Raw genomic sequence first — 13,576 nt, 5'->3', positions numbered from 1 at the left:
GGCCAGGGTGGCCGCGCGGCGCACGGCCGCCATCGGGGCGTCGGGTTCGCCGAGGCGGATGTTGCCGGCGAGGGTGTCGTCGAACAGGTGCGGGTCCTGGGGGACCCAGGCCACGGTGCGGCGCCAGGCGTCGGGGTCGGCCGTGGCGAGATCGTCGCCGCCGACGGTGACCCGGCCGGAGGTCGGCTCGACGAACCGGAGCAGCAGCGCGAGCAGCGTCGACTTGCCCGCCCCGCTCGGGCCCGTGACCAGGGTGGTCCGGCCGGCGGGCAGGGTGAGGTCGAGCTCGTGGAGGGCGTCCCGGTCGCGGCCGGGGTGGCGGACCGTCACGCCGTGCAGGCGGACGTCGCCGCCCGGGGCGGCCCCGGTGCCGGCCGCGGTCACGCCGGCCCGGTCGTCGAGCACCGCGAAGACCTGCCGGGCCGCCGCGATGCCCTCCATGCTGGCGTGGAATCGGGCGCCGACCTCGCGCAACGGCAGGTAGGCCTCCGGCGCGAGGATCAGCACCAGGAGTGCCGTCTCCAGGTCGAGCCGGCCGTAGAGCAGCCGGAAGCCGATCTCGACGGCCACCAGCGCCACGGCGAGCGTGGCCAGGACCTCGAGGACGAACGCCGACAGGAAGGCCACCCGCAGCGTCCCCATGGTGGCTTCGCGGTGCTGGTCGGTGACCGTCCGGACCAGCGCCGCCTCCGCCTTGGCCCGCCGGAACAGCGCGAGCGTCGGCAGCCCCTCGACGACGTCGAGGAAGTGCCCGCCGAGCCGGTTCAGCAGGGCCCACTGCCGGTTCGTGCGGGCCTGCGTGTGCATCCCGACCAGGGCCATGAACAGCGGGATCAGCGGGATGGTCACCGCGACGACGACCGCCGACACCCAGTCGGCGCCGGCGATCACGACGAGCACGGCGACCGGGACCAGCACGGCCAGCACGAGCTGGGGGAGGTAGCGGGCGAAGTAGTCGTCGAGCGCGTCGAGGCCGCGGGTGGCGAGGGTGACGAGCTCGCCGGCGGCCCGGTCGCGGGGGACGCCGCCGGTGACGTGCCGGACCAGGCGCCTCCGCAGCTGCGACTTCGCCGTGGCGGCGCTGCGCAGGGCAGCGGCCTCGGCGCCGTGGGCGAGCCCGGCCCTGGCGACCGCGACCGCGGCGACGGCCGCGATCACCAGGGCGAGCTCCTCGAGTCCCGCGCCGCCGGTCGCGCGGGCGACGACGCGGGACACGAGCCACGCCTGCAGCAGGATCAGCCCGGTGAGGGCCGCACCGCACCCGGTGGCGACGAACAGGTGGGTGCGGACGGCGCTCGCCGTGCGCAGCAGGCGGGGATCCAGGGGTCTCATCGGGTGGTGTCCTAGTGCGCCGGGCTGATGTGGGCGCGGGTGACCCGCCTGCGGAAGACCCAGTAGCTCCAGGCCTGGTAGGCCAGGACCAGCGGCAGGAACACCGCCGCCACCCAGGTCATCACGGTGAGCGTGTAGGGCGCCGACGCGGCGTTGTCGATCGTCAACGAGCTCGCGGGATCGGTGGTCGAGGGCAGGACGTCGGGGAACAGCGAGCCGAAGACCAGCACGGCCAGCGTGCCGACGGCGACCGCGGTGGCGGTGAAGGCCCACCCCTCCCGGCCGCGCCGCACCAGCCCGGCGCCCAGCGCGAGGGCGACGACCGACACGATCGCCACCGGCAACGTCCAGGGCTCGCCGCTGCGGCCCTGGGTCCACCCGGCGAACGCGACCAGCAGCGGCAGCACCACCAGCGCCGACCAGGCCGCGAACGAGCGTGCGCGCAGCCGGACCGGGCCGTCGGTCTTCAGGCTGAGGAAGACCGCGCCGTGCAGCAGGAACAGGCCGAGCGTCAGCAGCCCGCCGAGCACCGCGTAGCCGTTGAACAGCCCGACGACGTCCGTGGTGACGACGTGGTCCGGGCCCATGGCCAGCCCGCGGACCAGGTTGGCGAACAGCAGGCCCCAGAGGAACGCCGGGAGGGTGCTGCCGGCCACGATCACCGCGTCCCAGCGCCGGCGCCAGGCCACCGAGTCGACCTTGCCGCGGTACTCGAACGCCACGCCCCGGCCGATCAGTGCCAGCAGGATCAGCAGCATCGGCAGGTAGAAGCCGCTGAGCATCGAGGCGTACCAGGCCGGGAAGGCGGCGAAGGTCGCGCCGACGGCGGTGATCAGCCAGACCTCGTTGCCGTCCCAGACCGGGCCGATCGAGTTGATCATCACGCGGCGGTCGGTGTCGTCCCTGGACAGGACCGGGAGGAGGGCGCCGACGCCGAAGTCGAAGCCCTCCAGGACCAGGTAGCCGGTCCACAGGACGGCGATGGCGACGAACCAGAGCAGGGGGAGGTCCATGGTGCGCTCCTAGTAGACGAACGCGGGGACGCGCTCGTCGGTCTTCTCGGGCTCGGGTTCGTCCTCGGGGTAGGGCATGACGGTCGCGGTGCCCGCCTTGACGTACCGGAACAGCAGCCCGAACTCGATCACCGCCAGCACCGCGTAGATCAGCGTGAAGGCGGACAGCGAGATCGCCACCTCGGTCAGGCTCACGCCCGGGCTGACGCTGTTGGCGGTGAGCAGCTCGCCCACGACCGTCCACGGCTGGCGGCCCATCTCGGTGAGGATCCAGCCGAAGATGTTCGCGAGGAGGGCGGCGGGCAGGGCGGCGACGACCAGCCGGTACTGCCAGCGGTAGGCGAAGAGCCTGCCCTTGCGCGTCAACCACAACCCGACGACCGAGATCGCCACCCCGGCCAGGCCCAGCCCCATCATCATGCGGAAGGCCCAGTAGAGGAGCCCGACGTTGGGGATGTACGCCCCGGGGCCGAACTCACTCGTCAGGCGGTCCTGGATGTCGTTGATGCCCTGGACGTCGCCGCCGAAGTCGCCGGTGGCGAGGAAGGCCAGCAGGCCGGGGACCTGGACGTTCACGTGGTTACGGCCGTCCTGGACGTCGCCGACGGCGAAGATCGAGAAGCCGGCGGCGTGCTCGTCGTCCCACAGGGCCTCGGCACTGGCGAGCTTCATCGGCTCGTACTGCGCCATGAGCTTCGCCTGGTGGTCACCCGAGATCGACACGACGACGCCGGCGATCGCGGTCACCACGAAGCCCGCGCGCATGCTCTTGCGGAACAGCTCGTGCTCGCGCGGCTCCTTGTTCTTCAGCAGCTTGTAGGCGCTGACCGCGGCGACGAACAGGCCCGCGGCGATGAACGCGGCGCTGCCGACGTGGAGGTAGGTCGACCACGCCTGGTCGTTGGTCAGGACGGCCCAGATGCTGGTCAGCCGGGCCTGCCCGGTCGTCGGGTCGATCTCGAAGCCGACGGGGTGCCGCATCCAGGCGTTGGCGGCGAGGATGAAGTAGGCGCTCAGGTTCGTGCCGATCGCGGCGGCCCATATGCAGGCCAGGTGGACGCGGCGGGGGAGCTTGTCCCAGCCGAAGATCCACAGGCCGATGAAGGTCGACTCGAGGAAGAACGCGAGCAGGGCCTCCATGGCCAGCGGCGCGCCGAAGACGTCGCCGACGAAGGTCGAGTAGTCGCTCCAGTTCATCCCGAACTGGAACTCCTGGACGATCCCGGTCACCACGCCCATCGCGAAGTTGATCAGGAAGAGCTTGCCGAAGAACTTGGTGGCGCGCAGGTACTCGGTGCGGCCCGTGCGGTGCCACGCGGTCTGCAGGGAGGCGACGACCACGGAGAGGCCGATCGTCAGCGGGACGAACAGGAAGTGGTAGATCGTCGTGATCCCGAACTGCCAACGGGCCAGGTCGAGTGCCATGGCGGCGGCTCCTCCCGAACTTCTACGACTTGTAGAGGCTCCGGGATCAGTTCTACACCACGTAGAAAGTCCGGCGCAGGGTGTGTCCCGTCACCCTGCGTGCCTGCCGATACGGTCGCCGGCATGATCGGCGCGCGACCCCGGGTCGGGGTGTTCCTGCTCGCCCCGGGCTTCCCCGGCCGGCCGGCCGGCGAGGTCCTCGACGGGACGGTCGCGGCGGCCGTCGCCGCCGAGGAGGCCGGGTTCGACGCGGTGTGGCTCGCCGAGCACCACTTCATGACCTACGGCCTGTGCCCCTCGGCCGTCACGCTCGCCGGGTACGTGCTCGGCGCGACCTCACGGATCACCGTCGGCACCGCGGTGAGCGTGTTGTCCGTGCAGCACCCGGTGGCGCTCGCCGAGCAGGCGCTGCTGCTCGACCAGGTGTCCGGCGGCCGCTTCCGGCTCGGCGTCGGCCGCGGCGGGCCGTGGGTGGACCTGGAGGTGTTCGGCACCGGGCCCGAGCGGCTCGACGGCGGGTTCGCCGAGTCGCTGGACCTGTTGCTCGCGGCCCTGGCCGGGCCGCGCGTCCGCGGCGACGGGCCGCACTTCCGGTTCCGCCCGGTCGAGGTCGTGCCCGGACCGCGGAACGGGGTGGACCCGTTGCTCGCGGTGACCTCGGGGACCGGGATCGGGCTCGCCGTCTCGCGCGGCCTCCCGATGCTGCTGGGCATGCACGCCGACGACGACGAGAAGGCCCGGTTCGTCGGCACCTACCGCGAGCGGGGAGGCCCGGACGTGGTGCACGTCAGCACCCACCTCGCACACGTCGGCGACACCACCGCCGCCGCACGGGCCGAGGTCCGGGAGTCACTCCCGCGCTGGCTCCGGCCGGGGCTCGCGGGCTACACGCGCTACGACGGCGCTCCCCGCACCCGGCGGGACGCCGAGGAGTACACCGACCTCCTCTGCCGGCTCCACCCGGTCGGCGACCCCGCCCTCTGCCGCGCCCGCCTGGACCGGACCCTGCGGCGCACCGGTGCCCGCTCGCTCGCGCTGATGGTCGAGACCACCGGCAACACGGCGCGGACCTGTGAGAACGTCGCCCGGCTCGGGGCCGAGGTGCTGCCCGTCCTCACCCTCCCGCCCGCCGGCCGGACGCGCCGGGCCGAGCAGGACGAGGTCGGGGCGCCGGCCCGCTGACGGGGCGGGTGTGGACGCGCGTCGAGGTGTGCGGGCTCCGGCGCCGGTGGTCGGATCAGGCGGCGGTGCGGAGGACCGAGAGGGTGTTGTCGTCGAAGTTCGTGACGTAGGCGGTCTGTCCGTCGGGCGCCACGGCGAGCGTGGTGGGGCTGCGTCCGACCTTCACCGTCGACACCACCGCGCGGGTGCCGGTGTCGATGACGGAGACGGTGCCGTCGCTGTTGTTGGCGACGTAGGCGTGCCTGCCGTCAGGGGCGAACGCGACGCTCTGCGGGTTCGCCCCCACCGGGATCGTGTCCGTGACCTTCTCGCTCGCGATGTCGATCACGGAGACCGTGTTCTGGTCGTAGTCGACGACGTAGACGCTGGTCTGGTCGGGCGAGACGGCCAGGCTGTGCGGGCTGCGGCCCACGGGGATCACGGCGGTGACCGCGTGGGTGTGCCCGTCGAGCACCGAGACGACATTCGACTCGTGGTCGGCGACGAACGCCTTGGAGCCGTCCTTGGTGAAGGCCACGAAGTGCGGGTTGGGCTTCACCGGGATCCGCGCGACCACCGAGCGGGTCTTCCAGTCGATCACCGAGATGTCCGCCGAGTCGTGGTTCGGCACCAGGATGGTGTTGCCGTCCGGCGAGACCGCCGAGGCATAGGGGTGCAGCCCGACCGGGATGATGTGCGTGATCGCGCGCGAGCCGGTGTCGATCACGTCGACGGTGTTGACCGCGGTGGCGGCGCTGGTGCCGGGGTCGTAGACGCTCACGTACAGCCGCGCGCCGTCCGGGCTGATGCTGGCGAACTGCGGTGGTCCGTTGGAGACGGGAACGGTGGCGGTGATCGCGTTCGTCCCGGTGTCGACCAGCGAGATCGAGTTGGAGCCGCTGTTCACGACGTAGGCGGTGCGGCCGTCGGGGGACAGGAGCACGTCCTGCGGGTTCTTGCCGACCGGGACGGTTCCGGACACCGTCGGGTTCGCGATGCTCGCGGCGACGCCGGGCGGGGTCGGGGCGGCCGGCGACGTGCCGCCCCCGCCCCGGAACAGGTACACGCCGACGCCTGCCGCGGCCAGCACCACGACGACGGCCACGACGGCGAGGACGATCCGCAGCGGACGGCGAGGGTCGCCGCCACGCGGGCGCGCGAGGGGCGGGGGACCGGCGGGCGGACCCGTCGTGGTGTCGGGGGCGGCCGCAGTGCCGTCGTCCCGACCGGCGTCCCCGCTGCCCCCCGGAGGTGGCTCGGTGGCCGGGCCGGGGCCCGGCGGCCCGGACGGCAGGCCCTGCGGGGCCTGCGCCTCGGGGGCGGTCGGCTGCGCCGGCGCGGCGCTCTGCGGGACCTCGACGGGGGTCGAGGCCGGCGACGTCTCCGCTGCGGGTGGAGCCGGTGGTGCGGCCTGGGCCGGCGCGGAGCTCGCGGCGGACGCCGCGGCGAGACCTGCCGCCACCCCGCCCGCGGCGCCCACCCCGCCGGCCACTGCGCCCGCGGGATCGGCCACCGCCGCCCCTCCGCCGGGACCCGGATCCGCCACCCGGGCTGCCGTGCCGGCATCGGAGGTCCCGGCGCCGTTGCCGGACGGCTCCTCGTACGCCGCGGCGAGGGCCGCCGCGCCGAGCGCGACGACGTGCTTGGGGTGGGCGTCGACCGCGGTGGGCCGGCCCAGTGCCTCCGACACCATCTGCGAGACCAGCGGGATCCGGGACGAGCCGCCCACGAGCAGGACGGCGTGGAGGTCCTCCGGCTCCACCTTCGCGGTCCGCAGCGCCCGGTGGAGGGCGCGGACGGTCGACTCGATCGACGGCCGCATCATCTCCTCGAGCTCGGCGCGGGTCAGCCGCACCTCGGTCTGCAGGCCCGGCAGCAGCACCGGGATGATCGTCTCGATGTCGAACGAGAGCGTCTCCTTCGCCAGCACGCACTCCTGCCGCAGCCGGAGCAGCGCCGACGCGTTCTGCCGGTCCCCGTGGTCGAGGGAGGTCACCGCCCCGTCGAGGGTCCGGTCGACGAAGGCGAACACCGCCTCGTCGAAGTCGATCCCGCCCAGACCCTCCACGCCCTCGGGCACGCCGAGCGTCTCGAAACCGGAGCCGCCGCGGTGCCGGAGCACGGTCGCGTCGAAGGTCCCGCCGCCGAAGTCGTACACGGCGATGACCGCCCCGTCGGGCAGGCGCTCGTTCGTCGCGTAGTGCGCCGCGGCGGCCTCCGGTTCGGTCGTCAGCGTCACGTGCTCGACCTCGGCGATCCGCGGCACCGACCCGAACAGCTCGAGCTTGTAGGGCCCCCAGTTCGCCGGGTGCGTCAGGACGACGTGTTCCGCCGGCCCGCCCTCGCGGTCGGCGACCTTCACGACGACGGCGTGCAGCAGCGAGGCCAGCACGGAGGCGACCGAGTGCGGCGCCCCGCCGAGGACGAGCGGCGTGGGGTCGCCGAGGCGGCGCTTGAACTCGCGGGCGACCCGGTCGGGCTCCATCACGGCCCGGCGGTTGGCGGCGTCCCCGGTGAGCACGGGGCCGTCACTGCGCATGAGCACGACCGAGGGGATCGCCGCGGTCCGGTCGCCGAGCGTGGCCATCTCGACGGCGCCCCGGCGGTCGACGGCCGCCGCGGTGTAGGTGGTGCCGAGGTCGATTCCGAGGCTATAACCCACCGGGCCTCCTCCACGCGTCCGGGGCGGCGACGGCCCGAGGCCCCCGCCCGGTCAACCTCCCGGCCACCGCCCGGCCCGTCATGAGTAGTGCGCTACTCACCCCGGACGGCCGCCACGGTCGGACTACTCATGCCCGACGACGAGGCCCGCGGTCGCTGCTCATCCGGGGCCGAGCCCGCCGAGGATGCCCTCGCAGCTGCGCACCAGCAGCCGCGCCGCCTGCCGGACCTCGCGGGGGGAGGCGGGGTGCTCGGCCCGCAGCTGCCAGCGCAGGTGCTGGTCCGCGGCGGCCTTGCGGACCTGCTCGGGGCCGGCGTCGGCGGCCAGGCCGAGCCGGCTGCGCGCGTCCGTGCCGGAAGCCCCGAGGAGCAGCTCGGCCCCGCTCGCCTCGTCGGGGGACAGCGGCACGGCTCCCGACCGCACGGCGTCCAGCAGGGCGATCTCGGCGAACTCGTGCGCTTCTGCGCGCACCCGCTCGACGTCGCGCGCCAGCCCGGACGCCGCCGGCGGCGGGTACCGTCGCACGACCGCCTCGAGCGCCATCAGCGCCGACCGGGCCTTGAGGACCTCCGCGCGCGCCGCGAACTGGTCGGCGAGCACCGCCTGCAGCAGCGGCAGGCCGCTGGCCTCCGCGAGCGCGGCCGCGAGACCACGGGCGCCGCCGACCTCGCCGTCGCGGACCATGCGCGTGGCGAGGCGCAGCCCGAACATGCCGAACCGGTCCAGCAGGGCGGCGCGCTCGTCGGGCAGCAGCGGGACGTCGGTCGGCGCGGTCAGCAGCCGGTCCGCGGTGAGCAGCAGCCGGTCCAGGTCCGGTGCGCGCGCGAGCACCTCGATCATCCGGTACTCGCTCTCGCGCAGGGCCGCCGCGGCGGAGGCCAGCAGCCCGGCCACCGGCACGACGGTGCGGCACAGCGCCCTGATCCTGGGATCCGCGGCGTAGCGCGTGGCGATCCTGCCCGCGACCTCGAGGGCGTCCGGGCGGGCGTGTCCCACCTCGTCGGCGCGGGCGAGCACACCCACGGTGTTCACCGGGTTGCGGTCCGGCGAGCCGTCCTGGAACGTCTCGAGGAACCGGACGTCCTCGCCGTGCACGTGGCGCATCAGGTAGACCACCGCGTCGACCTCGGCGGGTGCGCCCTCCAGCTCGGCCTCCGGGGTGAGGAGGGCCTCGGTCCGCTCGCCGAGCGCCGTGGTCGCCGAGCCCATGCCTGGGGTGTCGATCAGCGACATCGTGCGCAACGCCGGCGCCGGCCACTGGACGACGAGCCGCTCCACCTCCGCCGCGGTCACCCCGTCGAGCCGGATGTCCAGCGCCCCCCGCACCCGCCGGAACGGCACCTGCCGCGACGCCCCCTCCCGCGGGTGCAGGTCCACGCGGTAGGTGAGCCCGTCGACGTACCAGGTGACGATGCGCGTGCACTCCCCGGCGTCGGTGGCGGCGAGCTGCTGTCCCACCAGCGCGTTGAGCAGCGTGGACTTGCCCGCCTTGACCCGCCCCGCGATCGCCACGCGGAGCGGCTCCGCGAGCCGGTCCGCCACCGCGCGCAGCTCGGCCTCGGCCGGTCCGCCGGTGTAGACGCCGATGGCCGCCTGCACGAGGGCGGCGATCCGCTCGGCGACACCGGACCCGCTCACGGGACCGGCTCCGGGGCGGTCCGCGCGAGCATCTGCTCCGTGCGGGCGCGGAGGGTGGCGAAGAGCTGCAGGTCCTTCTGCAGGCGGCGCAGCTCGTCCGTGGCGTCCTCGTCGTCGCGCAGCGCCTCACGGGCGGCGTCGAGCGCCTCGGTGGCCGACCGCTGGAGCTCCTCGGCCCGCCTGGTGTAGCGCTCGCGCAGCTCCCGCTGGGCCCGCCGGACCGTGTCCCGGGAGTCCTTCGACACCTGGATCGAGAACTCCTCCACGAACCGGCGCACCGCGGTGCGCGCGGCCGACCGGCGCTTCTCGATCGCCCGGCGCCGTTCCTCGCCGAGGGCGGCGCGTCCCATCAGCAGGCCCGCGACGATGCCCACGGGGCTGGGGATCACCAGCGCCGTCAGGTGCGTGAGCATCGTGAACATCATGAAACCGGCGTAGGTCTTCTGGAAGATCGCCATCTTCCCGGTGACCTTCTTCGGGCCGTCCAGCGCCGTCGTGTCGATCGAGAGCTGCTCCAGCACCCCCACCGGCGCCCGGACGGTGAGGATCTGCTTCTCGACCAGCTCGAAGTGCTCGGCGACCCGGTCCGCGAGCTCGTCGGCGGACTTGGTGAACCGCGCGTAGTTCTCCAGGGTCTCGGCGGCCAGCCGCGAGCGCAGCCACTTCTCGAACTCGTCCCAGTTCTTGGCGGGATCGCCGTCGTCGATCGCCTGCTCCGCCTCCGCGAGCACCGCCCGGGTGCGGACCCGGAGATCGAAGTCGACGTCCGAGGAGATGTCGGCGAAGCCGTCGTAGAGCACCTGCTGCCACCGCGAGCCCCTGCTGCGCAGGGTGTCGGCCCGCTCCCGCGCGCGGACGAGCTCGGCCCGCACGTCGGCGGCGTCCTCCGGGCGGCCCAGCGCGGCGGCCCGTGCGGAGAGCGCGGGGACGATCTGCCCGATCGCCGAGAGCAGGTGGGCACCGACCGTCTGCAGCGCGACGCGCTCCGCGTCCTCGACGACCTCGTCGATCCGCTGCACGAGGGGCGGGAACCCGGACTCCTCGTTCAGCTCCGCGTCGGCGGCGTCGGCCGCGGCCGACCGCACCTGGGAGGACACGGCGAACGCCGCCACCGGCACGCCCTCCCGCGCCAGGTGCGCGAGGTCGAGCTCGAGGATGCGCCGCCAGTGCGGGTACAGGTCGATCTTGGTGAGGACGAACAGGACCGTGGGACACAGCTCGGCCACGGTCCGCAGGAAGCGCAGCTCCGCCGCCGTGAGCTCCTGCGAGGCGTCGGACACGAACAGCACGGCGTGCGCCGAGGGCAGCGCGCTCGCGGTGACCGCGTTGCGGACCGACCCCAGCCCGCCGACCCCCGGCGTGTCCACCACGATCAGCCCGGACTCGAGCAGCGCCCGGTCCACGCCCACCGTCACCGACCGCAGGCGCCGCCGGTTGCCGGGGTTGCCGCCCTCCGCGACGTGCGCGGCGATCTGCTCGAACGCGATCGTCTCGGTCCACGGCGAGCCGACGTCACCGTCCTCGGGCTCGTAGGTGGCCCGGGCGTTCGGCTCGGTGGCGAACCGCACGACGGTCGGGACGGCCGTGGCGATGTCGTCGTCCACCGGACACACCGAGGTGGTCAGCAGGGCGTTGACCAGCGAGCTCTTGCCCTTCTTGTACTCCCCGACGACATAGATGGTCACGCCGGATCCGGAGAGCAGGTCCCGAGCGCCGCGCAGCCGTTCGACGAGGTCGTCCCGGCGGTACGCCTCGGCGCCCTCGATCGCCAGGTCCACGGTCTCCCGGGCGTAGCGCACCGCGGCGCTCGGTCCCTGCTGTCGGGTCATGCTCCCCCCGGCCCGGCCACCCGGTCGGGGCGGCCCTCACGGCACGGTCGATCAGACGTGCTCGGTCCCGACGTCGTGCGACCCCATGTCCCGGTGCTCCTCGTGACCGCGGTCCTCGGTCCGGTCGTGGTCGTAGCGGTCGTCGTGCTCGGAGCGGACGTCCTGGTGCTCGTACCGGTGCTCGTCGTCCCGGTGCTCGTCCCGGTCGCGGTGCTCGTCGCGATCGCGGTGCTCGTCCCGGTCCCGGTCGCGGTGCTCGTCGCGGTCGCGGTCCCGGTGGTCGTCCCGGTCGCGGTCCCGGTGCTCCTCGCGGTGCTCGTGCCGGGTGCCCTCGAAGTGCCGGCCGTGCTCCTCGCGCCCGTGTTCCTCGCGCCCGTGGTGCTCGCCCCTGTGCTCGCGGTGCTCGTCGCGGTCCCGGTGCTCGTCGCGGTCCCGGTGCTCGTCGCGGTCCCGGTGCTCGTCGCGGTCGCGGTGGCCGTCGCGGTCGCGGTGTTCCTCGCGTTCGTGTTCGCGGTGTTCCTCGCGGCGGTGCTCCTCGCGTCCGCGTTCCTCGCGCTCGTGCTCGCGGTGCTCCTCGCGACGGTGCTCCTCGCGGTCGCGGTCGCGGTGTTCGTCGCGGTCGCGGTGTTCCTCGCGGCGCTCGTTCCCGAAGACGTCCCCGCTGCGGGTGTGCTCGCCCGTGCCGTGCTCGTCCATGACGGTCCCTCCTGCTGCCCCGTGCCTCTCCCCGGCTCCCTCGTGCGGCGACCGGACGGTCGCCGGGCAGCAGTCTCGGGGCGGTCCGGGTGCGCCGTCGTGAGTAGCCCGGTACTTCCCTGCACCCCGGCCCGCGCCGGGCTACTCATGCGCACCCCGCCGGCGTCGCCCGGCCGCCGCCGCGACCTCACTCGCCCACCCCCGCCCGCAGCGCCACACCCAGCTCCCGCCGGCCGGGCACACCGAGCTTGCGGTAGATCCCGTGCAGCACGTTGTCGACCGTGCGGACCGACACCATCAGCTGGGCGGCGATGGCCTTGCTCGTCATCCCGGCGGCCGCGAGGGCCGCGATCTCGGACTCCCGGGACGTCAGCACCCCGGCCGCACCCAGGGACGCCAGCGGCGGGGTCGCGGCGCCCTCGCAGCGCCCCGCCCACTGCCGGGCCCGGGTGGCCGTGAGCCGGGACGCGCGCTTGCGGCCGGCGAGCTCGTGCAGGCGGGCGGCCTGGGCGGCGACCTCGGCCGCCAGCAGGAGCATCCCGTGCCCGGCGAAGACGTCGGCGACCTCGCCGAGCGCGCGGGCGTCACCCGCGGCGAGCGCCCGTGCGTGGCGCGCGTACGCGAGCGCGATCGGGCCGTCGACCCGTTCCGCCACCTCGCCGATCCGCTCCAGGGCGGCCTCCGCCGCGTCGAACCTGACGCAGCCGTGCAGCGCCTGCAGCTCGACCTGGAGCTGGGAGAGCGCCCGCGCCCGCCGGGCGGCGTCCAGCGCACGGGTCACCGCGTCGCCGCCCTGGGCGGCCGCCGTCCACGCCGACGCGAGCACCACCCACGCCTCGCCGACCCCGCCGACCGCCTCCACCGCGCGCTCGGCGTGCCGCAGCGCCGCCGCCGCGGCCACGGCGTCCCCGCGCATCGCCTCGGCCTCGGCGATCTGGGCCCGCACGTGGACGAGGAACGGGAACGCGCCGTCCCGGGCCGCGCCTGCGGCGTCGTGCAGCCGTTCCAGGGCGGCACCGAGCCGCCCCTGCCGGGCGAGCACGATGCCGTGCCAGCCCCCGTAGAGGGCCTGGGCGACGGGCTGCCGGGCGGCGACCGCTCGACGGTGCCCGGCCTCGGCGAGCGCCGCCGCCTCCGCCAGCCGCCCCAGGCCCACCAGCGCGCCGCAGCTCGCCGAGTCCAGCTGGGGGAGCCCCCAGCCCGGTGCCCACGAGGCGGCGGCGGGCAGCGCAGCCCGGCCGAGCCCGGCCGCCGCCAGGGCGGCCTGGTGGCGGCCCGTGCCGCACCACGCCTCGGCGGCGACGACCCGGGCCGGCCCGGCCAACGGGCCGAGCCGTTCGACGTGGTCGAGCAGCGGCGCGACCGCGGCGAGCGCCTCGCCGTAGCGGCCGGCGTAGGCGAGGTCCGCCGCACGCAGCACCAGCAGTTCCGGGCGCCGCGGGTCGGTCCAGGACCCCTGGTCGATCTCGGCCGCAAACGCCGCCGCGCGGTCCGGCGACCCGACGCCCCAGCGCAGGTTCCCCAGGCGGGTCGCCGCCAGCCCGAGCCGTCGCGCATCGCCGTCCACGGCCAGGCCGGCGAGCACCTCCTCGGCCTCGCCCGGCCTCCCCGACGCCGCCAACGCCTGCGCCAGCACGAGCGCCGCGTCGGACCCGGCCCCCCGGGCGACGGCGGCCCGGGCCACCCGGACCGCGGCCGCCGGGTCCGGCTCCGCGGCCTCCGGGGCCTGCCGGGTGATCGCCGCGAGCGTCTCCGACGCGACCGGGAGCCCCGCCACCTGCGTGAGCAACTGCGCCCCGTCGGCGGGCTCCGCGCCGACC

9 protein-coding genes are annotated in these 13,576 nt (G+C 74.8%); 1 reads left to right on the top strand and 8 read right to left on the bottom strand.

Translation table 11 applies throughout. The features are described 5' to 3' along the window. From cydD to LWC35_RS37475, 3 genes are all read right to left on the bottom strand, one after another. Window positions 1-1,332, bottom strand: a 1,332-nt coding sequence (gene cydD, locus LWC35_RS37485) for a thiol reductant ABC exporter subunit CydD (protein WP_232875265.1), incomplete at its 3' end; no start/stop codon positions are given. 11 nt (window positions 1,333-1,343) lie between these two features. After that, entirely contained in the window at window positions 1,344-2,345 is a 1,002-nt protein-coding gene (gene cydB / locus LWC35_RS37480; RefSeq protein ID WP_232875264.1) for a cytochrome d ubiquinol oxidase subunit II, read from the bottom strand. A 9-nt stretch (window positions 2,346-2,354) separates the two neighbouring features. After that, window positions 2,355-3,770 carry a cytochrome ubiquinol oxidase subunit I gene (locus LWC35_RS37475; RefSeq protein ID WP_232875263.1) on the bottom strand — a complete coding sequence of 472 codons (1,416 nt, stop codon included), beginning with the start codon at window positions 3,768-3,770 and terminating at the stop codon, window positions 2,355-2,357. A 123-nt stretch (window positions 3,771-3,893) separates the two neighbouring features. On the opposite strand from LWC35_RS37475, the gene LWC35_RS37470 reads away from it, so the two are divergent. Then, window positions 3,894-4,952: an LLM class flavin-dependent oxidoreductase gene (locus LWC35_RS37470; RefSeq protein WP_232875262.1), complete on the top strand. Its 1,059-nt coding sequence runs from the start codon at window positions 3,894-3,896 to the stop codon at window positions 4,950-4,952. A 55-nt stretch (window positions 4,953-5,007) separates the two neighbouring features. Here LWC35_RS37470 and LWC35_RS37465 read toward each other — a convergent pair whose 3' ends face one another. From LWC35_RS37465 to LWC35_RS37445, 5 genes are all read right to left on the bottom strand, one after another. Continuing rightward, window positions 5,008-7,593, bottom strand: a complete 2,586-nt coding sequence (locus LWC35_RS37465) for an Hsp70 family protein (RefSeq protein ID WP_232875260.1) — start codon at window positions 7,591-7,593, stop codon at window positions 5,008-5,010. A 159-nt stretch (window positions 7,594-7,752) separates the two neighbouring features. Beyond that, the gene (locus tag LWC35_RS37460) at window positions 7,753-9,231 is read right to left on the bottom strand and encodes a dynamin family protein (RefSeq protein ID WP_232875259.1); all 1,479 of its coding nucleotides are present in this window, start codon (window positions 9,229-9,231) and stop codon (window positions 7,753-7,755) included. Continuing rightward, the gene (locus LWC35_RS37455; RefSeq protein WP_232875258.1) at window positions 9,228-11,060 is read right to left on the bottom strand and encodes a dynamin family protein; all 1,833 of its coding nucleotides are present in this window, start codon (window positions 11,058-11,060) and stop codon (window positions 9,228-9,230) included. The genes LWC35_RS37460 and LWC35_RS37455 overlap by 4 nt, the downstream gene beginning before the upstream one ends. Window positions 11,061-11,111: 51 nt before the next feature. Continuing rightward, window positions 11,112-11,756 (bottom strand): hypothetical protein, encoded by a 645-nt coding sequence (locus tag LWC35_RS37450; RefSeq protein ID WP_232875257.1) that lies wholly within the window; start codon window positions 11,754-11,756, stop codon window positions 11,112-11,114. A 187-nt stretch (window positions 11,757-11,943) separates the two neighbouring features. Continuing rightward, window positions 11,944-13,576 (bottom strand): helix-turn-helix domain-containing protein (locus tag LWC35_RS37445; RefSeq protein ID WP_232875256.1); only part of this gene is annotated, 1,633 nt, incomplete at its 5' end.

Origin of the sequence: Pseudonocardia kujensis (assembly GCF_021283305.1) — a bacterium.
GTDB classification, from domain to species: domain Bacteria; phylum Actinomycetota; class Actinomycetes; order Mycobacteriales; family Pseudonocardiaceae; genus Pseudonocardia; species Pseudonocardia kujensis.
The sequence above is the reverse complement of the archived record's forward strand: the minus strand, read 5'-3'. Positions and strand labels throughout refer to the sequence as shown.